The sequence below is a fragment of the Pseudomonas sp. 4CAES_32.4 genome, assembly GCF_058136335.1.
On record NZ_CM176882.1, the window covers coordinates 5,193,335 to 5,216,450 of the forward strand.

The window sequence follows — 23,116 nt, forward strand, 5'->3', positions numbered from 1 at the left end:
GCACGCACAAAACAACTGTGGGAGCTAGCCCTGCTGGCGATGACGGTCTGTCAGCAACATTGAAGTTGGCTGACACGACGCCATCGCTAGCAGGGCTAGCTCCCACAAGGATCGGGGATAACCGGGTCTTACATGCCTTTAACGGCAAAAATCCCGTTGGCGTTGCGCCAGTAGCCTTTGTAGTCCATGCCGTAACCGAAGATGTAGCGGTCGATGCACGGCAGGCCGACGAAATCGGCCTTCAGGTCAGGACGCGCCTTGCGGTCATGATCCTTGTCGATCAGCACGGCGGTGTGCACTTTGCGCGCGCCGGCGTGTTTGCAGAAGTCGATGATCGCGCCGAGGGTGTGACCTTCGTCGAGGATGTCGTCGATGATCAGCACGTCGCGGTCGATGAACGAGACTTCCGGCTTGGCTTTCCAGAACAGGTCGCCGCCGCTGGTTTCGTTGCGATAACGGGTTGCGTGCAGGTAGGACGCTTCCAGCGGGAAGTGCAGATGGGTCAGCAGCTTGCCGGAGAAAATCAGGCCGCCGTTCATCACACAGAACACCACCGGGTTGCTGTCTGCCAGTTGTTCGTTGATGTGTGCACCGACGCGGGCAATGGCGGCCTCGACTTCAGCTTCGGTGTACAGGCAGTCAGCCTCTCGCATGACTTGACGGATATGCTCGAGATCAGCGGACATGGCGCTCTCCAGGGGTGGCGGAATTGGAAAAGCGGGCAAAGGTACGCATCCATTGAGGCCGAATCAAGCCTTTATGGACTAACGTACAGAATGTCCTATAGGACATCACCCTCGGATAGATTAATCTAGGCCGGTTTTTTTGCCCGCCGCCGGAGTTTTTCCATGCCCATCCTCGAGATCCGCCATCCGCTGATCCGTCATAAACTCGGCCTGATGCGCCGCGCCGATATCAGCACCAAGAATTTCCGTGAGCTCGCTCAGGAAGTCGGCGCCCTGTTGACCTATGAAGCTACAAAAGATTTGCCGCTGGAGTCCTACGATATTGCAGGCTGGTGCGGCACCGTGTCGGTCGAGAAGATCGCCGGCAAGAAGATCACCGTCGTGCCGATCCTGCGCGCCGGCATCGGCATGCTTGAAGGCGTGCTGAGCCTGATCCCGGGTGCCAAGGTTTCCGCTGTGGGCGTCGCCCGCAACGAAGAAACCCTGCAAGCGCACACTTATCTGGAAAAACTGGTTCCGGAAATCGACGAACGGTTGGCGATGATCATCGACCCGATGCTCGCCACCGGCAGTTCGATGGTTGCGACCATCGACCTGTTGAAAAAGGCCGGTTGCAAGGACATCCGCGCGATGGTGCTGGTTGCCGCGCCGGAAGGCATTGCTGCCGTAGAAAAAGCTCACCCGGACGTGACCATCTACACCGCGTCCATTGATGAGCGCTTGAACGAGCACGGTTACATCATCCCTGGACTTGGCGACGCCGGTGACAAGATCTTCGGCACCAAGCAGAAGGACGCGTAACCATGCAGCAAGAGTTCAACGATCCGCTCTGGCGCACGGTGCTGTCCGGCGCCCAGATGCTGTTCGTGGCTTTCGGCGCTCTGGTGCTGATGCCGCTGATCACGGGCCTGGACCCGAACGTGGCACTGTTTACCGCAGGTCTCGGGACGATTCTGTTCCAGATCGTCACCGGGCGTCAGGTGCCGGTGTTTCTCGCGTCGAGCTTCGCTTTCATCACCCCGATCATTCTCGCCAAAGGCCAGTTCGGCCTCGCCGCGACCATGGGCGGCGTGATGGCGGCCGGTTTCGTTTACACCTTCCTCGGCCTTGCCGTGAAGATCAAAGGCACCGGTTTCATCGATCGTTTGCTGCCGCCGGTGGTGATTGGTCCGGTGATCATTTCCATCGGCCTGGCCATGGCGCCGATTGCCGCGAACATGGCGATGGGCAAGGCTGGCGATGGTTCGGAACTGATCCACTACCAGACCGCGATGCTGATCTCGATGCCGGCGCTGCTGACCACGTTGATCGTGGCGGTGTTCGGTAAAGGCATCTTCCGCCTGGTGCCGATCATCTCCGGCGTGCTGGTCGGTTTTGGGATGGCGTTCTATTTCGGCGTAGTTGATACGGCGAAGATTGCCGCCGCACCCTGGTTTGCGATCCCGCACTTCACCGCGCCGGAGTTCAACTGGCAGGCAATCCTGTTCATCGTTCCGGTGGCGTTGGCCCCGGCCATTGAGCACATCGGCGGCGTGATTGCCGTGGGTAGCGTGACCGGTCGTGACTATTTGAAGAAGCCAGGTCTGCATCGCACCTTGCTCGGTGACGGCATTGCCACCACCGCAGCTGGTCTGTTCGGCGGTCCGCCGAACACCACCTACGCCGAAGTGACGGGCGCAGTGATGCTGACCAAGAACTACAACCCGAAAATCATGACCTGGGCGGCGGTTTTCGCCATCACCCTGGCGTTCATCGGCAAGTTCGGCGCGCTGCTGCAGAGCATTCCGGTGCCAGTGATGGGCGGGATTCTGTGTCTGTTGTTCGGCTCGATCGCGGCGGTGGGCATGAACACCCTGATCCGTCACAAGATCGATTTGGGCGAAGCGCGCAATCTGGTGATTGTTTCGGTGACGTTGGTATTCGGGATTGGCGGTGTGCTGGTCGGCACCGGGACTGGCCCGGACGACTTCGGCCTCAAAGGCATCGCGCTGTGCGCCGTGGTGGCAATTGCGCTGAACCTGATTCTGCCGGGCAATGATGGCTGGAAGAACAAGAAGGCGGATGAGCCGCTGATCTGAACCTTTAGATCGTCATCGCCTGACAGATAGCTATCGCGAGCAGGCCACTCCCACAAGGTCAACGCAATACCTGTAGGAGTGAGCCTGCTCGCGATTTGCTTTTAGAGAGCCAGCGGTGCCCGCTCGCAGAGGGTCGCCAACGCCTTCGCCCATTGCGGGTCATCATTGAGGCACGGCACCAGCACCAACTCCTCGCCCCCCGCTTCGCGGAACTGTTCCTTGCCGCGATCGCCAATCTCTTCCAGCGTCTCGATGCAATCGGCGACAAACGCCGGGCACATCACCAGCAACTTCTTCACACCGCTTTTCCCCAGCTCATCCAGCCGCGCTTCGGTGTACGGCTCGATCCACTTCGCCCGCCCCAGACGGGACTGAAACGATACCGACCATTTGCCCTCCGGCAGCCCCATGCGCTCAGCGAACAGCGCCGCCGTGCGCAGGCATTGCGCGCGATAACAGGTCGCCATGACCGCAGGCGAGGCGTTCTTGCAGCAGTCGTCATTCTTGAAGCAGTGATTGCCGGTCGGATCGAGTTTGGTCAGATGCCGCTCGGGCAAACCGTGGAAACTCAGCAACAAGTGATCGTAGTCCTGCTGCAGATGCGGCTTGGCGCCTTCGACCAGTGCGTCGAGGTATTCGGGCTGATCGTAGAACGGTTGCAGCACCGACAGTTGCACGTCGAGTTTGTTTTCGCGGATCACTCGCTTGGCTTCTTCGATCACCGTGGTCGTGGTACTGTCGGCGAACTGTGGATACAGCGGCGCCAGCGTGATGCGCTTGTGCCCCGCCGCGATCAGTTTCAACAAGCAGGTTTCAATCGACGGCTCGCCATAACGCATCGCCAGTTCTACCGGCCCCTGAGTCCATTGCGCTTTCATCTGCTGTTGCAGACGCTGGCTGAGCACCACCAGCGGCGAGCCCTCCTCCCACCAGATCGACGCGTAGGCGTGGGCCGACTGCTCCGGGCGTTTGATCAGGATCAGCGACACCAGCAGACGCCGCACCGGCCACGGCAGGTCGATCACGTACGGGTCCATCAGGAATTGATTGAGGTAGCTGCGCACATCGGCCACCGAGGTGGAGGCCGGGGAACCCAGATTGACCAGAAGCAAAGCGTGATCGGTCATGCAACGTCCTATTTCAGAGGCGGCTGGAGAGATCGTCCAGAGCCGCGCGTAAATCCGTGAACTGGAAAGTGAAACCCGCTTCCAGCAAGCGTGCCGGCATAGCCTTCTGGCCGCCGAGCAACAACAAAGACATCTCGCCGAGGCCGACCTTCAGTGCCAGAGTCGGCATCGGCATGAACGCCGGGCGATGCAGAACGCTGCCCAGCGTCTTGGCAAATTCGCGATTGCGCACCGGTTGCGGCGCGCACGCATTATAAGGACCACTGGCCTGCTCGCGGTGCAGAAGAAAATCAATCAAGGCGATTTGATCGTTGATATGAACCCACGGCATCCACTGCCGGCCATTGCCCAAAGGCCCGCCGAGCCCAAGCTTGAACGGCAGCAACAGCCGCGACAAAAAGCCGCCCTCAGCCGACAGCACCAACCCGGTTCGCACCAGCACCACGCGGATGCCCTGCCCTTCGGCACGTTGCGCGGTTTCTTCCCAGGCGATGCACAACTGGCTGGCGAAATCGTCGATCACCGGCGGCGACTCTTCGGTCAACTCACGTTCACCGCCATCGCCGTACCAGCCAATCGCCGATCCGGAAATCAGCAGCGCCGGTTTCTGTGATCGCGTTTCCAGCCACGCCAACAGGCTTTCCGTCAGCGTTATGCGGCTACTCCACAACAGCGCTTTGCGCCGATGAGTCCATGGCCGATCGGCAATCGGAGCGCCCGCCAGGTTGATAATCGCGTCCAGCGGCTCTTCGCCCAAGTCTTCGAGACGCGCGATGCCACGAACCTGCGCACCGCAGATTTTCGCAACTTTCTCCGGTTTGCGACTCCACACCGTCAGCCGATGGCCTTGCCCCAGCCAGTGTCGGCAGAGCTCACGTCCGATCAAACCAGTACCGCCGGTCAGCAATATGTGCATGACATCTTCCTCGCGTGGCGTTTAACCCGGATCACTAGTCTATTTTTATAAGCAGGGATCTTTTCTATCGGGCAGGCTCTATTGTTTAACCATAGGCCAAGCTGTCAGAACGAGAACGCTAGAAGTTATACCAAAAAACAAAATTGTACAGGTTTCAACCACGGCGTAGTCTGTACAGAAAGGTAAACGAGGCCCCTATGACTGTACCTATCGCAATCATCGGCACCGGCATCGCCGGGCTCTCCGCCGCCCAGGCTCTGACAGAGACCGGGCATACCGTGCAACTGTTCGATAAAAGTCGCGGCAGCGGCGGGCGCATGTCGAGCAAACGCAGCGACGCCGGTTCGCTGGACATGGGCGCGCAATATTTCACCGCCCGCGACCGCCGCTTCGTCACCGAAGTGCAGCGTTGGCAAAGCCAGGGCTGGGTCGCCGAGTGGACGCCGCAGCTCTACACCTATCAGGGCGGGCAACTGAACCTGTCGCCGGACGAGCAGACCCGTTGGGTCGGCGCGCCGCGTATGAGCGCCATCACCCGAGGTTTGCTCGACGGTCTGGAAGTGCATTTTGCCTGCCGCATCACCGAAGTTTTTCGCGGTGAGGAGCACTGGCATTTGCAGGATGCCGAAGGCTTCACCCACGGCCCCTTCAGCCATGTGGTGATCGCCACGCCGGCACCGCAAGCCACCGCATTGCTGGCTGCCGCACCGAAACTCGCCGGTGCCGCCGCCGGGGTAAAAATGGACCCAACCTGGGCCGTTGCCCTCGCCTTCGAAACACCCCTGGATACGCCGATCGAAGGCTGCTTCGTGCAGGACAGCCCGCTCGACTGGCTGGCGCGCAACCGCAGCAAACCGGGGCGCGACACCACCCTCGACACCTGGGTGCTGCATGCGACCAGCGCGTGGAGCCGGCAACACATCGACCTGTCCAAGGAAGCGGTGATCGAGCAACTGCACGGCGCCTTCGCCGAATTGCTGCACAGCGCGATGCCGGCGCCGACGTTCAGCCTCGCCCATCGCTGGCTCTATGCCCGCCCCGCTACCGGGCATGAATGGGGCACGCTGGCCGATGCCGATCTGGGCTTGTATGCCTGTGGCGACTGGTGCCTGTCCGGACGTGTGGAGGGTGCCTGGCTGAGTGGTCAGGAGGCTGCGCGCCGCTTGCACGAACACCTGCAATGAATCGCATCAATCCGCGCAAATTGCTGCTGTCGAAATGGACAGCAGCCCAGCCGCAGAACCGCGAAAAGCATTTTCTGGTGACCGAGTTGTTCCGTGATGAGGAAGGCACGGTGCTGGCAGTGGAGTTGCAGGCGGTGTTGACCAAGCGTGCTGAACGGCTTGATTGGCAGATTCTCAAGAACAGTGAGCACTGGTTATTGGGTTGGCAATAAATATCCTGGTGGGAGCTAGCCCTGCTAGCGATCGCGCCCGTACAGCCAACGTTTGTGGTGACTGACACTCCGTCATCGCTAGCAGGGCTAGCTCCCACAGGAGATCGCATTCCAATCGATAAACTTGTACAAAATATTTGACTTGTACACCTTTGAATCTATGCTAACCCAATGTTGTACAGAGATTGATCTCTGTACAGGTTTAGATTCGAGGTGCCTATGCTTGCCCTTCCCGCCGCCAAACCGAAAATCGCCATCAGCGCTTGCCTGCTGGGCGCCGAGGTGCGCTACAACGGCGGGCACAAGGAATCGCGCCTGTGCAGCCGCACCCTCACGGAATATTTCGAATTTGCTCCGGTCTGCCCGGAAGTCGCGATTGGCCTGGGCATTCCGCGCGAACCGATCCGCCTCGTCGGTGACCCTGAACACCCTGAAGCCATCGGCACGGTGAATCCGGCGTTCAACGTTACCCAGCCACTGGCCGCGTACGGCGAACAAATGGCCGGCGAACTTGATGACATCTGCGGCTACATTTTCATGCAGCAATCGCCGTCCTGCGGGCTGGAACGGGTCAAGGTCTACCACGCCAACGGCGCCCCGGTGAACGGTGGCGGGCGCGGTATTTACGCTCAAGCCTTCTGCGCACAACACCCGGATTTGCCAGTGGAAGAAGCCGGGCGCCTCAACGATCCGGTGCTGCGGGAAAACTTCATCACCCGCGTATTCGCCTACAGCGCCTGGCAGCAAGTGCTCGCCGATGGCCTCAGCCGCCGCGCCCTCACCGAATTCCACTCACGCTACAAATACCAGCTGATGGCCCACAACCCGCTGCAATACAAAGCACTGGGCAAACTGCTGGGCAACATGGCCCATAGCGATCCGGCCGAACTCGGCCCGCGCTACTTCAGCGAGCTGATGGCGGCGCTGAAAAAATGCGCCACGCGCGGCACGCACTGCAACGTGCTGCTGCACATCAGCGGTTACCTGAAACAAGTCCTCAGTGCCGAAGACAAACAGGAAATGGTCCACGTCATCGGCCAGTACCGCCAAGGCATCGTGCCGCTGGTGGTGCCGTTGACGCTGCTCAAACATCACTTTCGCCAACACCCCGATCCGTACATCGCGCAACAGGTTTACCTGCAACCGCACCCGGAAAACCTCAGCCTGCGAAACGCCATCTGATGAACGACAAACTCGATAGCAGCGCCCAGGAAGACCTCGGCGCCGACTTCAAGAAAGCCCTCGACGAAGGCTGGCTGCCGATCCGCGAAGTCGCGCGGCAGACCGGCGTCAACGCGATCACCTTGCGCGCGTGGGAGCGCCGCTACGGGTTGATCGTGCCGCAGCGCACGCCCAAAGGGCATCGACTGTATTCGGCTGAACATGTGCAGCGGATTCTGGCCATTCTCACCTGGCTCAACCGTGGCGTAGCGGTCAGTCAGGTCAAGCCACTGCTCGATACGCCGCAAGCCTTCAACGAGTCCGTGGAAAATGATTGGCAGCGCCTGCGCCAGACATTGCTCGCCGCCGTCAGCCAACTCAACGAGCGCAACCTCGACGACAGCGTCAATCAAGCGATGGCGCTGTACCCGCCGCGCACCTTGTGCGAGCAACTGTTGATGCCGCTGCTGTCGGAGCTCGAACAACGCTGGCAGGGCCAGTTCGGTGCGCAGATGGAGCGCACGTTCTTTTTTTCCTGGTTACGCAGCAAATTCGGTGCACGCATCTACCATAACAACCGTCAGTTACACACTGCGCCCTTGCTGTTGATCAACCATTCCGACCTGTCACTGGAACCTCATCTGTGGCTGTGCGCGTGGCTGATCAGCAGCGCCGATTGCCCGGTGCAAGTATTCGACTGGCCGCTGCCGGCCGGTGAACTGGCGCTGACCGTCGAACACCTGCAAGCCCGTGGCGTACTGCTGTATTCCAGCAAAGCCATGAACCTTGCGCAGTTGCCAAAGTTATTGAATGGCGTCACCTGTACGAAACTGATTGTCGGACCAACGGTATGCATCCACCACGCCGAGTTGTCCGTAAGAACTTCCGAGATCGCTGATGTTTACCTGGCCGAAGATCTGCTTTCAGCACACCAGGTACTCGTTCAGCGTGGGCTGATTTAATGATGGGTTTAATGTCATGCAATTGATCTGGCTGCGCAGCGACTTGCGCCAACACGACAACACCGCCCTCGCGGCCGCCGCAGCACGCGGCCCGACTGTGGCCGTGTACCTGTTGAGCCCGCAGCAGTGGCTGGAACACGACGATGCCGCGTGCAAGGTCGACTTCTGGTTGCGCAATCTCAAAGAGCTGAGCGAAAGCCTCGGTGCACTGCACATTCCTTTGTTGATCCGCACCGCCCCCCATTGGGATCAAGCCCCGGCAGAACTGCTCAAGTTGTGCCGGCAACTGAAGATCGAAGCAGTTCACGTCAACGAAGAATACGGCGTCCACGAAAGCCGTCGCGATGCAGCAGTGGCCGAAACGCTGCAGGCTGAAGGCATCGACTTTTACAGCTACCTCGATCAGTTGCTGTTCAAACCGGGCACGGTGCTGACCAAGACTGACACCTACTTCAAAGTATTCAGCCAGTTCCGAAAGGTTTGCTACGAGCGCCTGCATCGCTCAATGCCGGCATTGGTCAAAGCCCCCGGCAAGCAAGCAAAACTGAAGATCGACAGCGACCCGATTCCTGACTCAGTCAAAGGCTTCGCCACCCCGAGCGAATCCCTTCAAGCCCTTTGGCCGGCCGGTGAAAAAGAAGCCCGACGTCGCCTCGACACCTTCACCGACGCGCAAATCGATTACTACCAAAGCGAACGCGACTTCCCGGCCAAACCCGGCACCAGTCAGCTCTCGGCATATCTGGCAGCGGGCGTGATTTCGCCGCGCCAATGCCTGCACGCCGCGTTGCAAAGCAATCAGGGTGAGTTCGAAAGCGGCAAGGTCGGCGCTGTCACCTGGATCAACGAACTGCTGTGGCGCGAGTTCTACAAGCACATTCTGGTCGGCTATCCGCGGGTCTCGCGTCACCGTGCGTTCCGCCCGGAAACCGAAGCGCTGGCCTGGCGTGATGCGCCAGACGAACTCAAGGCGTGGCAAGAGGCGCGCACCGGCCTGCCAATCATCGACGCCGCCATGCGCCAACTGCTCGACACCGGCTGGATGCACAACCGCCTGCGCATGGTGGTGGCAATGTTCCTGACCAAGAATTTGCTGATCGATTGGCGTGAAGGCGAGCGCTTTTTCATGCGTCATCTGATCGACGGCGATCTGGCGGCGAACAATGGCGGCTGGCAGTGGAGCTCTTCGACCGGCACCGACTCCGCGCCGTACTTCCGCATCTTCAACCCGCTGAGCCAGTCGGAAAAATTCGATAGCGAAGGCCTGTTCATCAAGCACTGGCTGCCGGAACTGGCCGGGCTCAACAAGAAGGAAATCCACAACCCGGCCAAGATAGGCGGGCTGTTCGGCGTCGCCGATTATCCGTCGCCGATCGTCAACCTCAGCGCCTCACGCGAACGGGCACTGGCCGCGTTCAAGAATCTGCCATCGCGCACCTCGATGGGAGGTGAAGATGAGTGAATTCCTGCGCCGCTTCGCCCACCAATTCTGCGAGTTGAACAAAGACAACCTGCACCGGCTAGGCGAGCTGTACAGCGATGACATTCATTTCACCGACCCGTTGCACGAAGTGCAGGGGCTCAAGCAACTGCACGATTATTTCAGCGAGCTGTACGCCAACGTCAGCGAGCTGCGGTTTGATTTTCATGGCTTCGATCAGATCAGCGACGGCGAAGGCTATCTGCGTTGGGTCATGAGTTATCGCCATCCGCGCCTGGCGGGCGGCAAAGTGATTCGCGTCAGCGGTTGCTCGCATCTGCTCTGGCGCGACAAGGTTTATCGCCACCGGGATTACTTCGATGCCGGGGCGCTGTTGTATGAGCATGTACCCGTATTGGGCCAGGTGATCACCTGGCTAAAAAGGAGAATGGGATGAGTCGTACACCTCCACGGCGTTATTGGTTGACCGGAGCCAGCAGTGGTATCGGCGCGGCCCTGGCTGAAGAGATTCTGAAATCCGGTGCGCATCTGGCGGTCAGTTCGCGCTCGGTTCCGGCGCTGAAAGTCTTGTCACAGCGTTATCCCGGCCAGGTATTGGTGGTGCCGGGTGATCTGACCAACAGCCAGACCGTGCGCGAAATCGGTGAGCAGATCGCTGAGGTCTGGGGCTCGCTGGACTCGGTGATTCTCAACGCCGGCACCTGTGAATATGTCGATGCCAAGCAGTTCGACGCATCGATCATCGAGCACGTGGTACGCACCAATCTGCTCGCCAGCAGCTATTGCATCGAAGCCGCCCTGCCGTTGCTGCGCAAAGGCACCGCACCGCATCTGATTGGCGTGGCCAGTTCGGTGACCTACCTGCCGCTGCCTCGGGCCGAAGCCTATGGCGCGTCGAAGGCCGGACTGCGTTACCTGTTCGAATCGCTGCGCATTGATCTGGCGGATGAAGGCATTGAAGTCACCATCGTCAGCCCCGGTTTCGTCGAAACACCGTTGACCGCCAAGAACGATTTCCCCATGCCGCTCAGTTGGCCTGTGGATAAAGCTGCGCGGCACATCTTCGCCAAACTCAAGGATCGGCCACTGGAAATTACCTTTCCGGCGCTGTTCATGGCGGCGTTGTGGCCGTTGTCGAAACTCCCGGCCAGCCTGCAACTGGCGATCGGCAAGCGCATGGTGCGCAAGTCGCCACCGCTGCGGGATCCAGCATGAAAATCGCTATCGTCGGCAGCGGGATCGCCGGGCTCACCTGCGCTCACCTGCTCAATCGCCGCCATGACGTGCACGTGTTCGAGGCCAGCGACTGGGTCGGTGGCCACACGCACACGGTCGAGGTGACGGTCGACGGTCAACAGTACGCGGTGGACACCGGCTTCATCGTGTTCAACGACTGGACCTATCCGAATTTCATTCGCCTGCTCGGCCAACTCGGTGTGCCCTTCAAAGCCACCGAAATGAGTTTTTCGGTGAGCGATCCGGACACTGGCCTGGAGTACAACGGCAACAACCTCAACAGCCTGTTCGCCCAGCGCAGCAATCTGTTGTCGCCGGGGTTCTGGGCCATGTTGCGCGATATTCTGCGCTTCAACAAAGAAGCCCAGCGCGACCTTGCCGAGCTGCGCATTTCCAGCGACATGACCCTCGACGATTACCTGAAGGCAGGGAATTACGGCGAGCGCTTCATCCTGCATTACATCGTGCCGATGGGCGCAGCGATCTGGTCGATGCCGATGGCCGAGATGCTAAATTTTCCGCTGCAGTTCTTTGTGCGCTTCTTCAAGAATCACGGGTTGTTGTCAGTCAGTGATCGTCCGCAATGGCAAGTCATCGAAGGCGGTTCCAGTGCCTACGTGGCGCCGCTGACCGCTTCGTTCAAAGACAAGATCCGCCTTAACTGCCCAGTGGCGAGGGTGGATCGCGATGAACACGGCGTAGTTATCCACAGCCCGGCCGGCATCGAGCATTTCGACAAAGTGGTGTTCGCCTGTCACAGCGATCAGGCGCTGAAATTGCTCGCCAGCCCGAGCGGTGCCGAACGCGAGATCCTCGGCGCCCTGCCCTACGCCGACAATGAAGTGGTGTTGCACACCGACACGCGTTTGCTGCCAACACGCAAACTGGCCTGGGCCAGCTGGAATTATCGCCTCAGCGGCGCCGGCCACACCCACGCCGCCGTCACCTACGACATGAACATCCTGCAAGGCATTCAGAGCGACACCACGTTCTGCGTCAGCCTCAATCAAAGCGCCGGTATCAGCCCGGACAAAGTGCTCGCCAAATATACCTACGCTCATCCGCAATACAGCCTCGCGGCGGTGGCGGCGCAGAATCGCTGGGCGGAACTGGATGGCGCGCAACACACACATTTTTGCGGCGCCTACTGGGCCAATGGTTTCCATGAAGACGGCGTAGTCAGCGCCTTGCGCGTGGCGTCGGTGTTCGGGGAAACCCTATGAACAGCGCCCTTTATAGCGGCTGGATCGGCCATCGGCGCTTCTCGCCGCGCGCGCATGCCTTCCGCTACAGGATCGGCTTGCTCTATCTCGATCTTAGCGAACAGGACGCCGTGCTCGCCCTGTCGCCGCTGGCGGGGCGCAGCCGCTTTGCGCCGTTCTCGTTTCGCGAAACCGATTACCTGAAGAGTTTTACCCGTCGCGGTGTGCGCCTGATCGATGCCGTGCGCCAGCAGGTCGGCGCCGCCATCGGCCACGAACCACAAGGCTCGATCTGCCTGCTGACCCAGGCGCGTAGCTGGGGCTTGTCGTTCAACCCGGTGAGCTTCTTTTATTGCCACGAGGCGGACGGGCAACTGGCGGCGATTGTCTGTGAAGTCACCAACACGCCATGGCGCGAGCGTTACCACTATGTGTTGCCGGCACGTACGCCGAGCAATCTGCAGGATTTTCATCAGCATTTTGCCGTGGCCAAAGCCTTTCACGTTTCACCGTTTTTGCCGCGCGATCTCGAATACCGCATGAGCTTCAGCCCCGCAGCGAAAACCCTCGGCGTGCACATGGCCGACTGGCAGGGCGAAGAAAAACTGTTCGACGCGACGCTGAACTTGCAACGCGAAAGCCTCGACCGTCGCAGCCTGCATCGCTACCTGCGGCGCTTTCCGTGGATGACCGCGAAAACCGCCCTGGCGATTTACTGGCAAGCACTACGACTGCTGCTCAAACGCGCGCCGATCTTTGCTCATCAGGCTGCCGACGGCAGCTTTCAAACCGCCACTGTGCCTCCCAAGGAGCACCGCCATGAAATCCCCTAGCCTGTCGGTCAGTCGGCTCAGCACCAACGGTTTGACCGGTTCGCTGCTGCGCCGTGGCGTATTGCGTCAACTGGGTCAGCTCAAACACGGGCAACTGCTGGTGGTCGAGGATGACGAACGGTTGATGTTCGGCACACCCGGCAGCGCCTTGCTCGGGGAAATCCATGTGCTGGATTCGGCGGTGTGGGGCATGGTGGCCAGCAACGGCTCGATTGGCGCCGGCGAGGCTTTTATTCACGGCTATTGGAGTTCGCCGGATCTGACCGCAGTGGTGCGCGTGTTCGTCAGCAACCTCGATGTGCTCGATGCAATGGAGGGTGGCCTGGCCCGAATCAGCCGGCCATTGGTGCAAGGCCTGCACTGGCTCAATCGCAATACACGCAAGGGTTCGCAGAAAAACATCGCCGCGCATTACGACCTCGGCAACGATCTGTTCGAACAGTTTCTCGACCCGACGATGATGTATTCGGCAGCGCAGTTCCTCACGCCCGAAGACACGCTTGAGCAGGCGCAACTGAACAAACTCGAACGGATTTGCCAGAAACTCGCGCTCAAGCCCAGTGACCATTTGCTCGAGATCGGCACCGGTTGGGGCAGCATGGCGCTTTATGCCGCGCAGAATTATGGCTGCCGCGTCACCACCACAACGCTGTCAAAAGAGCAGTATGCGTTTACCGCGCAGCGCATCGAACAACTCGGCTTGCAGCAACAAGTGACGCTGCTGCTCAAGGACTATCGCGACCTCACCGGCGAATACGACAAACTGGTGTCGATCGAGATGATCGAAGCGGTCGGCCATCGCTTTCTGCCGACCTACTTCAAACAGTGCGCGCAGCTGCTCAAGAGCAACGGCCTGATGCTGATTCAGGCGATCACCATTCGCGAGCAACGCTATGAACAGGCCAAGCGCGGCGTCGATTTCATTCAGCGCTACATTTTCCCCGGTGGCGCCCTGCCCTGCGTGCAGAAGATGCTCGAAGTGGTCGGCCGCGACACCGACATGAACCTGCTGCACATGGAAGATTTCGGCCTGCATTACGCGAAAACCCTGCGCCTGTGGCACGAGAACTTTCGCCGCGCCCATGGTCGTTTGACCGAGTTGGGTTACGACGACTACTTCCTGCGGCTGTGGGAGTTTTACCTGTGCTACTGCGAGGGTGGCTTCCTCGAACGCACCATCGGCACCGCGCAATTGCTGCTGGCCAAACCGGCCGCAATGACCGCGCCGCTGCTTGGCCGCTTCGATGCCTGAACGTATCGCCAATGCCGTGCTGTTCCAGATCGGCTGGCTGACCTGCGTGCTCGGTGGCAATAGTTTGTGGTTGTTATTGGCACTGGCGGTACTGGTGATTCATCTTTGCTGGATCAGCAGTTGGGCGGCTGAGGGCCGCTTGATTCTCAGCGTGGTGATTGTCGGCACGGCGCTGGACAGCGTTTTGCGTGGTTTGGGCGTGTTCGAATTCCGCGATCAATCACCGCTGATTCCGCTATGGCTGATGCTGTTGTGGGCGCTGCTGGCGACCACGCTGCGTCACTGTCTGCAATGGAGCGCCCGACCGTGGTGGCTGGCGAGTGTGCTGGGCGCGGTCGGCGGTGCGTTGTCGTATTACGGCGGTGGACATCTGGCCGGCGTGCGATTTCCCTACGGCGAATTACCCACGCTGATCGGCATCGGCCTGCTCTGGGCGCTGTTGTTTCCGCTGTTGCACACGATGGCTCGGCGCCTGGCGCACTGAGCGTCTGTCAGAGCTTTCACACGCAACCCGGCGACTGCCTTACACTGCCGCCATGAAAACCATTCCCCACCAGCAAATCAGCGAGCCTGCGGTCACCTGTTCGACCTGCGCGGCGTGCTGCTGCCAGCTCGAAGTGATGCTGATCACCGACACCGGCGTGCCGGATCGCTTTATCGATACCGATGAGTGGGGCGGCGAAGTGATGCTGCGTCTGGACGACGGTTGGTGCGCGGCGCTGGATCGCGACACGATGATGTGCACGATTTACGAAAAGCGTCCGCTGATCTGCCGCGAGTTTGAGATGGGTGCACCTGAGTGCATTGAAGAGCGTCAGGGCATCAGTACTGCCTACCGCTGATCCCGAAAACAAAAGATCGCAGCCTTCGGCAGCTCCTACAGGTGAAACGCGATCCCATGTAGGAGCTGCCGAAGGCTGCGATCTTTTGATCTTGCTTACAACGGCATCGTGTAATGCAGCGCGTAACTTTCTACGCCGTCGTTATCACTGGCCAGGCCGGCGTTGGAATAGTGCGTTGCCCGGATCCCGACTTCATGCCCGCCATTGAAGCGCAGACCAAAACCGAGACGGTCTTCGAACTGGAAAGAACCGCCAATGTTGTTGCTTTCATACTTGGTGTTGGAGAACGCAGCCACACCAATGCCCGCTTCGATATACGGTTTGACCGACTGACCGGCAAACTCGTAAACAAACACCGGCGAGAACGACAGGCTGTTGTTGCTGGAAGTCTTGTCGCCTTCCCAATAGGTGTAGGCACCGCTCCAGTAACCGGTCAGGCGACCGACGTCGCTCTGCAGCCAGCTCTTGTCCCAATCGAAATTCATGCCCAAGCGGTACGTCATGGTCGAATCGCTAGTGGCCCCCACCGCAAACTCAACACCTGCCGCTTGTGCAGTAACACTTTGCCCCATCAGTGCGGCCGCAATCGCGGCCAAGCAGAATAGTCGCTTCACGTTGAAACTTCCTTTTCCGGAACGATCGTTTGGTTTTCTAGGTAACTCATCGCTATAGAAGCTAGCGCTTGCTCAGAAGTTCAGCTCATTTTTTAGTTATTTCACATTTTTTTTACAAGCTGAATTTTTGCACTTTCTCCGCTGTTTGCCCCAGTAGCGGCAGGATGTTTTTAAAGTACTGCGGATCGGCACTGGTCCAGAATCTGACCGGTTGGTTCGGGCCGACCGCGAGCAAATCGCGTTCCGCCAACAAACGCTGAAGTTGCCGCGCCACGGCGGCACCGGTATCGATCAGGCTGATGTCCTCGGGGATCATCGACTTGAGCATCGGTTTGAGAAAAGGATAGTGGGTGCAGCCGAGAATGATCGTGTCGCAGCCGCTGGCCAACAGCGGGTCGACATAACTTTGCAGCAGCGCGCGCAACTCGGCGCTGTGCAGATCGCCACTCTCAATCAATTCGACCAGACCGGGACACGGCTGGGTGATCACTCGCACGTCAGTGGCGAAGCGATCAAGCAACGCGGCGAACTTGGCGCTCTGCAAAGTCCCGGTGGTGGCGAGCACGCCGACCACACCGCTGCGCGTCGCGGCCGCTGCGGGTTTGACCGCCGGTTCCATGCCGACCAGCGGCCAGTCGGGAAAATCACGGCGCAAATCAGCCACACCGGCAACGGTCGCGGTATTGCACGCCAGCACCAACGCCTTGGCGCCCTGTTCGCGGAAAAATCCGGCCATCACGCTGCAGCGCTGCCGAATGAATTCCGGGGTTTTTTCGCCGTAGGGAATATGCCCGCAATCGGCGACGTACAGCAGCGATTCATTGGGCAGCAAGCGCTGGATTTCTGCCAGGACCGACAAACCGCCGACGCCGGAGTCGAATACGCCGATGGGCGCTTCACGCATGGCGCGGGCCACAGACGCTGCAACCCGGATCGCGCTTGACCCGCAGCTCACGGAAACGCGAACCCAATGCATCAATCAGCAACAAGCGACCGACCAGAGGCTCGCCAAAACCGACCAACACTTTCAACGCTTCCAACGCCTGAAGGCTGCCCACCAGCCCCACCAGCGGCCCGACTACACCGGCCTCGCTGCACGTCAGTTCAGCTTCGCTGCCATGGCCGTACAAGCAGTGGTAGCACGGGCTCTCGGCGCGACGCGGGTCGAACACCGACAACTGCCCTTCGAGACGAATCGCCGCGCCGCTGACCAGTGGCTTTTGCGCAGCCACGCACGCGGCGTTGACCGCTTCGCGGGTGGAGAAATTATCGGAACAGTCGAGCACCAGATCCACCGCTGTCACAGCAGCGGCGAGGGAATCCTCGTCCAGCGCCTGACGATGGGCGATCAATTGAATCTCGGGATTGATCGCACTCAGACGTTTGAGCGCCGAGTCGACCTTGCTCATGCCGACGCTGTCGGTGTCATGAATGATCTGGCGTTGCAGGTTGGTCAGGTCGACCGTGTCGAAATCCGCCAAGTGCAGTTCACCGACTCCCGCCGCCGCCAGATACAACGCCACCGGCGCACCGAGACCGCCGAGACCGACGATCAGCACGCGACTGTCCTTGAGCTTCAACTGCCCATCGATGTCGATGTGTTGCAGCAGAATCTGCCGACTGTAGCGCAGCAACTCCTGATCATTCAGCACGGCAAGCGCCCCAGACTGATGCGTTGATGGCCGCCCAGATCGGTGCGGCTGTGGACTTCTTCGAAACCGCGCGTCAGCAGCAGATCGCGCACGGCTTCGGCTTGATCATAGCCATGTTCGAGCATCAGCCAGCCAGCGGCCTCCAGATGATCCGGGGCCTGGGCGACGATCAGACGCAGATCGTCGAGCCCGTCTTCACCGGCGACCAACGCACTGGCCGGTTCGAAGCGCACATCGCCTTCGACCAGATGCGGATCGGTAGCGGCAATGTACGGCGGGTTGCTGATGATCAACTGAAAACGCTGACCTTCCAGCGCACTGAACCAATGGCTGCTCAGCACCGTGGCGTTGTTCAAATGCAGACGCTGACGATTGCGCTCAGCAAGTGCCACGGCTTCGAGCACACGGTCCACGGCGGTGACTTTCCACGCTGGGCGCTCACTGGCCAACGCCAAGGCAATCGCGCCGCTGCCGGTGCCGAGATCGAGCACCTTGGCCGGAGTCGCGGGGAGCAATTCCAGCGCCGCTTCCACCAGCAACTCGGTGTCCGGGCGCGGGATCAATGTGTGCGGCGCGACTTCCAGGTCGAGTTTCCAGAAACCCTGCTGACCGAGAATGTAGGCCACCGGCTCACCGCCACGACGACGTTGCAGGTATTCAGCAAAGGTCAGCGCCGCTTCGCTCGGCACGATGCGCTCGGGCCAGGTGTGCAAAAAGCTGCGCGACTTGCCCAGCGCGGCGGCGAGGAGCAACTCGGCGTCCAGACGCGCGGTGGGCGAGTCCGGCAGTTCAGCGGCGCGCAGCAGGCTGGCGATGATGGTCATTTATTCACCTATCGCGGCGAGTTGGTCCGCCTGGTATTCGGCCAGCAACGGCTCGATCACTGCTTCAACGCCACCGGCGAGAATTTCATCCAGCGAGTACAGGGTCAGGTTGACGCGGTGGTCGGTGACCCGGCCCTGAGCAAAGTTGTAGGTGCGGATGCGCTCGGAACGGTCGCCGGAACCGACCAGCAATTTACGCTCGCTGGCGATGGCATTCGCCGCCGCTGCGGTCTGCTGATCATTGAGCTTGGCCGACAGCCAGGCCATCGCCCGCGCCCGGTTCTTGTGCTGGGAACGCTCTTCCTGACACTCGACGACGGTGCCGGTCGGTATGTGCGTGATGCGGATTGCCGAGTCGGTGGTGTTGACGTGCTGACCACCGGCCCCGGAGGAGCGGAACGTGTCGACGCGCAAATCCGCCGGGTTGATCTCGATGGCTTCGCGCTCGTCCGGCTCGGGCAACACCGCCACGGTGCACGCCGAGGTGTGGATACGGCCTTGGGATTCGGTGGCGGGTACACGCTGTACGCGGTGCGCGCCGGATTCGAATTTCAGCTTGCCGTAAACGTTGTCGCCTTCGATGCGCGCGATGACTTCTTTATAGCCACCGTGTTCGCCTTCGTTTTCCGAAAGGATTTCCACGCGCCAGCCGCGACGCTCGGCGTAACGCGAGTACATGCGGAACAGGTCGCCGGAGAAAATCGCCGCCTCGTCGCCACCGGTGCCGGCGCGGATTTCGAGGAACACGTTGCGCCCGTCGTTGGGATCCTTGGGCAGCAACATGCGCTGCAGATCGGATTCCAGGGTGATCAGCAACTCCTTGGCTTCGCGGACTTCTTCCACGGCCATTTCACGCATGTCCGGGTCGCTGTCCTTGAGCAGCGCCTGCGCGCTTTCAAGATCGCTTTGTACGCCGAGCAGCTTTTTATAGCCTTGCACGACCGGTTCGAGTTCGGCGTATTCCTTGGAATAGGCGCGGAACTTGGTTTGATCGGAAATGACTTCGCCGTCGCCGAGCAACGCGGTCAGTTCCTCGAAACGGTCCTGGAGGACATCCAGCTTATTGAGCAGTGACGCTTTCATTGCGGTTTTTTATCCGAAAAGCTATCCGGTGAGCCCTCAAGGGCAAAGAGTTCCTGAGCCATGGCCAGCGCATCGAGGCGGCCTTCGGCAGAAAGCTTTTTCAGTTGCACGCTGGGCGCATGCAACAGTTTATTGGTCAGACCCCGGGCGAGTTGCCCGAGCACATCTTCGGCATTGCCGCCGTTGGCCAGCAGACGCAGGGCTTTTTGCAGCTCCTCGTCGCGCAGGCGTTCGCTCTGTTGACGATAGGCCTTGAGCACATCCACCGCCGCCAGTTCGCGCAGGCGCACCATGAAATCATCGGCGCCGACCGAGACCATCTCTTCCGCCGCCTGGGCTGCACCCTGACGACTCTTGAGGTTTTCGGCGACCACTTCATGCAGATCGTCGACGCTATAAAGGTAAACGTCATCCAACTCGCCGACTTCTGGCTCGATATCGCGGGGAACGGCGATGTCGACCATGAAGATCGGTTTGTGCTTGCGCAGTTTCAGCGCGCTTTCCACCGCGCCCTTGCCCAGAATCGGCAACTGACTGGCGGTCGAACTGATGACGATGTCGCTGCGCACCAGTTCGGCCGGGATGTCCGACAGCAAAACTGCGTGGGCGCCGAACTGCTCGGCCAACAGGCTGGCGCGCTCGAGCGTACGGTTGGCGACGACGATGCGCTTGACGCCCAGCTCATGCAAATGGCGGGCGACCAGAGTGATGGTCTCGCCGGCGCCGATCAGCAAGGCCTGGCTGCGTTGCAAATCGCTGAAAATCTGTTTCGCCAGGCTGACGGCAGCAAATGCCACGGACACCGGGTTTTCACCGATCGCGGTGTCGGTGCGCACCTGCTTGGCGGCATTGAACGTCGCTTGAAACAGTCGCCCCAACAGCGGGCCGATGGTGCCGGCCTCGCGCGCCACGGCGTAGGCCGATTTCATCTGACCGAGAATCTGCGGTTCGCCCAGCACCAGCGAGTCGAGCCCGGAGGCGACGCGCATCATGTGACGAACTGCCGCATCATCTTCATGCACATAAGCACTCGCACGCAGCTCATCGAGGCTTAAATGGTGGTAGTCGGCCAGCCAGCGCAGCACGATATCCGCCGACAGCTGATCCTGTTCTATATAAAGCTCACTGCGATTGCAGGTGGAGAGGATCGCAGCCTCGCGGCTGTCGGTCAGTCGGCAGAGCTGCTGCAAGGCTTCCACCAGCTGCTCAGGCGTAAAGGCCACGCGCTCGCGGACGTCTACTGAAGCAGTCTTGTGGTTGATACCGAGTGCGAGGAAGGCCATTCAAGGTCGCTGATGGTGACGTGAAGCCGGCAATTGTCCTACTTCGAAAGATTCAGAACAACTACCGCTGACTATTGTCCCAATCGTCAGCCCCTATAATGGGCACAATTGAGACTCGGTTATGTTTGGCCGAAGGCTTGTGTCATGATGATCCGACCGCAGGTTAGTCGTCCTTCTCCTATATGAATAGATCTTCCGCGTTGCTCCTCGCTTTTGTCTTCCTCAGCGGCTGCCAGGCCTTGGCACCCGTGTCGCCGGACGGTACGCCGTCGGTTGAAGACACCACGCCCGCGCCTGAAAAGCCCAAGGTTTACAGCTCGTTCAGCGAGGAAACCGTTTTCAGTTTGTTGAGCGCCGAACTCGCCGGCCAGCGCAATCGTTTCGACATTGCTCTGGATAACTACGTGACCCAGGCCATCAACACGCAGGATCCAGGCGTCTCCGAGCGTGCGTTCCGCATCGCCGAATATCTGGGCGCCGATCAACCGGCCCTCGATACCGCGCTGATCTGGGCGAAAAATGCACCGGACGACCTCGAAGCGCAACGCGCCGCCGCCGTGCAACTGGCCCGCGCCGGGCGTTACGACGACTCGATGGTCTATATGGAGAAAGTCCTGCAGGGCAAGGGCGACACCCATTTCGATTTCCTCGCGCTGTCGGCGGCTGACACCGATCAGGAAACCCGCAACGGTCTGATGAAAAGTTTTGACCGGTTGTTGCAGCGCCACCCGAACAACAGTCAGCTGATTTTCGGCAAAGCCCTGCTGCTGCAACAGGACGGCGACAATAAAGCGGCGCTGACCTTGCTCGAAGACCATCCGCCGGAAGACGGCGAGATCGCGCCGATCCTGCTGCGTGCCCGCCTGCTTCAGGTGCTGAACCGTGGCGACGAAGCGCTGCCGTTGCTGCAAAAAAGCATCAAAAAGTATCCGGACGACAAACGCCTGCGCCTGACTTACGCGCGTATGCTGGTCGAGCAAGACCGCATGGACGACGCCAAGGTCGAGTTCTCCAGCCTGGTTCAGCAATACCCGGAAGACGACGAACTGCGTTACTCGCTGGCCCTCGTCTGCCTCGAAGCCAAGGCCTGGGATGAGGCCAAGGGTTACCTGGAAGACCTGATCGCCCGCGAAAGCCACGTCGACTCGGCGCACTTGAACCTCGGTCGCATCGCCGAAGAACGCAACGACCCGCAAGGCGCGCTCATCGAGTACGCTCAGGTCGGCCCGGGCAACGATTATCTGCCAGCGCAATTGCGTCAGGCCGATATTCTGATGAACAACGGCAAGACCGCTGAAGCGCAAAGCAAACTCGCCGCCCAGCGTGACGAACAGCCGGATTACGCGATTCAGTTGTACCTGATCGAATCGGAAACCCTGTCGGCCAACAAACAGGACGACAAGGCCTGGAAAGTCTTGCAGCAAGCCTTGCTGCAATACCCGGACGATCTGAATCTGCTCTACACCCGGGCGATGCTCGCGGAAAAACGCAATGATCTGGCGCAGATGGAAAAAGACCTGCGCCTGATCATCAAGCGTGATCCGGACAACGCCATGGCGCTGAACGCTTTGGGTTACACCCTGTCCGACCGCACCACCCGCTACGCTGAAGCCAAAGCGCTCATCGAGCAGGCCCACCAGATCAACCCGGAAGACCCGGCGGTACTCGACAGCCTTGGCTGGGTGAATTTCCGCATGGGCAATCTGGACGACGCCGAGAAATATCTGCGGCAGGCGCTGGAGCGTTTCCCTGATCACGAAGTCGCCGCGCATTTGGGCGAAGTGCTGTGGGTCAAGGGCAATCAGCGCGAGGCCAAACAAGTCTGGGGCAAATTCCTCAAGGATCAGCCCGACAGCACCATTCTGCGCAGCACCATCAAGCGCCTGACCGGATCCGAGACTCTTTAACTCATGTTTTTGCGCCACGTTATTGTTTTCAGCTTCATCGCCCTGCTCGCCGGCTGTTCGGGTTTCGGCACTCGCGAATCGGTCGAGGGCCACGGCAGTCCAGCTCAATGGGCGGCGAACAAACAGCAACTGACCGGCCTCGACGGCTGGCAGATCGACGGCAAGATCGGTATCCGCGCACCGAAAGATTCCGGTAGCGGCACGCTGTTCTGGCTGCAACGTCAGGACTACTACGACATTCGTCTGTCCGGCCCGCTGGGTCGTGGCGCGGCGCGTTTGACCGGGCGTCCGGGCAAGGTCTCGCTGGAAGTCGCCAATCAGGGTCGCTACGAATCGCAATCGCCGGAAGCCTTGCTCGAAGAGCAACTGGGCTGGAAGTTGCCAGTGTCGAATCTGGCCTGGTGGGTGCGTGGCCTGCCGGCTCCGGACACTAAAAGCCGCCTGAACCTCGACGCCGACAGCCGCCTGGCCAGCCTGGAACAGGATGGCTGGAAAGTCGAATACACCGCTTACACCGAACAGAATGGCTATTGGTTGCCCGAGCGCATCAAGCTGCACGGCACCGACCTTGACGTGACGCTGGTGATCAAGACCTGGCAACCGCGCAAGTTGGGGCAATAA

General features: G+C 60.0%; 25 protein-coding genes. 16 read left to right on the forward strand and 9 right to left on the reverse strand.

Annotation, left to right across the window (positions count from 1 at the left end; translation table 11 throughout):
• Positions 1-128: 128 nt before the first annotated feature.
• A complete protein-coding gene (locus AC3Y64_RS23320) occupies positions 129-686 on the reverse strand; it encodes a hypoxanthine-guanine phosphoribosyltransferase (RefSeq protein ID WP_122595453.1) in 558 nt (185 codons plus the stop codon).
• Positions 687-848: 162 nt separating this feature from the next.
• Here AC3Y64_RS23320 and upp point away from each other — a divergent pair, with 162 nt between their 5' ends.
• Together upp and AC3Y64_RS23330 are read left to right on the forward strand one after the other, a co-directional pair.
• Positions 849-1,487 carry a uracil phosphoribosyltransferase gene (gene upp / locus AC3Y64_RS23325; RefSeq protein ID WP_007912842.1) on the forward strand — a complete coding sequence of 213 codons (639 nt, stop codon included), beginning with the start codon at positions 849-851 and terminating at the stop codon, positions 1,485-1,487.
• Positions 1,488-1,489: 2 nt separating this feature from the next.
• Positions 1,490-2,764: a uracil-xanthine permease family protein gene (locus tag AC3Y64_RS23330; protein ID WP_283439429.1), complete on the forward strand. Its 1,275-nt coding sequence runs from the start codon at positions 1,490-1,492 to the stop codon at positions 2,762-2,764.
• A 101-nt stretch (positions 2,765-2,865) separates the two neighbouring features.
• Here the strand turns inward: AC3Y64_RS23330 and hemH are convergent, their stop codons facing one another.
• Together hemH and AC3Y64_RS23340 are read right to left on the reverse strand one after the other, a co-directional pair.
• Positions 2,866-3,891: a ferrochelatase gene (hemH, locus tag AC3Y64_RS23335; RefSeq protein ID WP_489985388.1), complete on the reverse strand. Its 1,026-nt coding sequence runs from the start codon at positions 3,889-3,891 to the stop codon at positions 2,866-2,868.
• A 13-nt stretch (positions 3,892-3,904) separates the two neighbouring features.
• Entirely contained in the window at positions 3,905-4,807 is a 903-nt protein-coding gene (locus AC3Y64_RS23340) for a TIGR01777 family oxidoreductase (protein WP_489985389.1), read from the reverse strand.
• Positions 4,808-5,004: 197 nt separating this feature from the next.
• Between AC3Y64_RS23340 and AC3Y64_RS23345 the strand changes: the two genes are divergently transcribed.
• The 12 genes from AC3Y64_RS23345 (at position 5,005) to AC3Y64_RS23400 (ending at position 15,132) form a co-directional block, all read left to right on the forward strand.
• The gene (locus AC3Y64_RS23345; protein WP_489985390.1) at positions 5,005-5,991 is read left to right on the forward strand and encodes an NAD(P)/FAD-dependent oxidoreductase; all 987 of its coding nucleotides are present in this window, start codon (positions 5,005-5,007) and stop codon (positions 5,989-5,991) included.
• Positions 5,988-6,203: a TIGR02450 family Trp-rich protein gene (locus AC3Y64_RS23350; RefSeq protein WP_489985391.1), complete on the forward strand. Its 216-nt coding sequence runs from the start codon at positions 5,988-5,990 to the stop codon at positions 6,201-6,203. The genes AC3Y64_RS23345 and AC3Y64_RS23350 overlap by 4 nt, the downstream gene beginning before the upstream one ends.
• Before the next feature lie 219 nt (positions 6,204-6,422).
• Positions 6,423-7,385 carry a 2-thiouracil desulfurase family protein gene (locus AC3Y64_RS23355; RefSeq protein ID WP_489985392.1) on the forward strand — a complete coding sequence of 321 codons (963 nt, stop codon included), beginning with the start codon at positions 6,423-6,425 and terminating at the stop codon, positions 7,383-7,385.
• The gene (locus AC3Y64_RS23360) at positions 7,385-8,326 is read left to right on the forward strand and encodes a MerR family transcriptional regulator (protein WP_489985393.1); all 942 of its coding nucleotides are present in this window, start codon (positions 7,385-7,387) and stop codon (positions 8,324-8,326) included. Before AC3Y64_RS23355 ends, AC3Y64_RS23360 begins: the two co-directional genes overlap by 1 nt.
• 16 nt (positions 8,327-8,342) lie before the next feature.
• Positions 8,343-9,788, forward strand: a complete 1,446-nt coding sequence (gene phrB / locus AC3Y64_RS23365; protein WP_489985394.1) for a deoxyribodipyrimidine photo-lyase — start codon at positions 8,343-8,345, stop codon at positions 9,786-9,788.
• Positions 9,781-10,203 (forward strand): nuclear transport factor 2 family protein, encoded by a 423-nt coding sequence (locus AC3Y64_RS23370; protein WP_489985395.1) that lies wholly within the window; start codon positions 9,781-9,783, stop codon positions 10,201-10,203. The genes phrB and AC3Y64_RS23370 overlap by 8 nt, the downstream gene beginning before the upstream one ends.
• Positions 10,200-10,982 carry an SDR family NAD(P)-dependent oxidoreductase gene (locus tag AC3Y64_RS23375; protein WP_489985396.1) on the forward strand — a complete coding sequence of 261 codons (783 nt, stop codon included), beginning with the start codon at positions 10,200-10,202 and terminating at the stop codon, positions 10,980-10,982. Before AC3Y64_RS23370 ends, AC3Y64_RS23375 begins: the two co-directional genes overlap by 4 nt.
• Positions 10,979-12,226, forward strand: coding sequence for an NAD(P)/FAD-dependent oxidoreductase (locus AC3Y64_RS23380; protein WP_489985397.1), 1,248 nt, complete (start codon positions 10,979-10,981; stop codon positions 12,224-12,226). The genes AC3Y64_RS23375 and AC3Y64_RS23380 overlap by 4 nt, the downstream gene beginning before the upstream one ends.
• Positions 12,223-13,038: a DUF1365 domain-containing protein gene (locus AC3Y64_RS23385; protein WP_489985398.1), complete on the forward strand. Its 816-nt coding sequence runs from the start codon at positions 12,223-12,225 to the stop codon at positions 13,036-13,038. Before AC3Y64_RS23380 ends, AC3Y64_RS23385 begins: the two co-directional genes overlap by 4 nt.
• A complete protein-coding gene (locus AC3Y64_RS23390) occupies positions 13,025-14,290 on the forward strand; it encodes a class I SAM-dependent methyltransferase (protein WP_489985399.1) in 1,266 nt (421 codons plus the stop codon). Before AC3Y64_RS23385 ends, AC3Y64_RS23390 begins: the two co-directional genes overlap by 14 nt.
• On the forward strand, positions 14,283-14,774 hold the full coding sequence (locus AC3Y64_RS23395) for a DUF2878 domain-containing protein (protein ID WP_489985400.1): 492 nt from the start codon (positions 14,283-14,285) through the stop codon (positions 14,772-14,774). The genes AC3Y64_RS23390 and AC3Y64_RS23395 overlap by 8 nt, the downstream gene beginning before the upstream one ends.
• 52 nt (positions 14,775-14,826) lie before the next feature.
• Positions 14,827-15,132, forward strand: coding sequence for a YkgJ family cysteine cluster protein (locus AC3Y64_RS23400; protein WP_489985401.1), 306 nt, complete (start codon positions 14,827-14,829; stop codon positions 15,130-15,132).
• 95 nt (positions 15,133-15,227) lie between these two features.
• On the opposite strand, the gene AC3Y64_RS23405 is transcribed toward AC3Y64_RS23400, so the two are convergent.
• From AC3Y64_RS23405 to hemA, 6 genes are all read right to left on the reverse strand, one after another.
• On the reverse strand, positions 15,228-15,746 hold the full coding sequence (locus tag AC3Y64_RS23405; protein WP_489985402.1) for an acyloxyacyl hydrolase: 519 nt from the start codon (positions 15,744-15,746) through the stop codon (positions 15,228-15,230).
• A 112-nt stretch (positions 15,747-15,858) separates the two neighbouring features.
• Positions 15,859-16,650 (reverse strand): glutamate racemase, encoded by a 792-nt coding sequence (murI, locus tag AC3Y64_RS23410; protein WP_489985403.1) that lies wholly within the window; start codon positions 16,648-16,650, stop codon positions 15,859-15,861.
• Entirely contained in the window at positions 16,643-17,398 is a 756-nt protein-coding gene (locus AC3Y64_RS23415) for a molybdopterin-synthase adenylyltransferase MoeB (protein ID WP_489985404.1), read from the reverse strand. Before AC3Y64_RS23415 ends, murI begins: the two co-directional genes overlap by 8 nt.
• The gene (gene prmC / locus AC3Y64_RS23420; protein WP_489985405.1) at positions 17,392-18,222 is read right to left on the reverse strand and encodes a peptide chain release factor N(5)-glutamine methyltransferase; all 831 of its coding nucleotides are present in this window, start codon (positions 18,220-18,222) and stop codon (positions 17,392-17,394) included. The genes AC3Y64_RS23415 and prmC overlap by 7 nt, the downstream gene beginning before the upstream one ends.
• Complete coding sequence (gene prfA / locus AC3Y64_RS23425) at positions 18,223-19,305, reverse strand: peptide chain release factor 1 (RefSeq protein ID WP_489985406.1); 1,083 nt, start codon at positions 19,303-19,305, stop codon at positions 18,223-18,225.
• Positions 19,302-20,588 carry a glutamyl-tRNA reductase gene (gene hemA, locus AC3Y64_RS23430; protein ID WP_007951716.1) on the reverse strand — a complete coding sequence of 429 codons (1,287 nt, stop codon included), beginning with the start codon at positions 20,586-20,588 and terminating at the stop codon, positions 19,302-19,304. The genes prfA and hemA overlap by 4 nt, the downstream gene beginning before the upstream one ends.
• A gap of 182 nt (positions 20,589-20,770) precedes the next feature.
• On the opposite strand from hemA, the gene AC3Y64_RS23435 reads away from it, so the two are divergent.
• Entirely contained in the window at positions 20,771-22,495 is a 1,725-nt protein-coding gene (locus tag AC3Y64_RS23435; protein ID WP_489985407.1) for a tetratricopeptide repeat protein, read from the forward strand.
• A gap of 3 nt (positions 22,496-22,498) precedes the next feature.
• Entirely contained in the window at positions 22,499-23,116 is a 618-nt protein-coding gene (gene lolB / locus AC3Y64_RS23440; protein WP_053123767.1) for a lipoprotein insertase outer membrane protein LolB, read from the forward strand.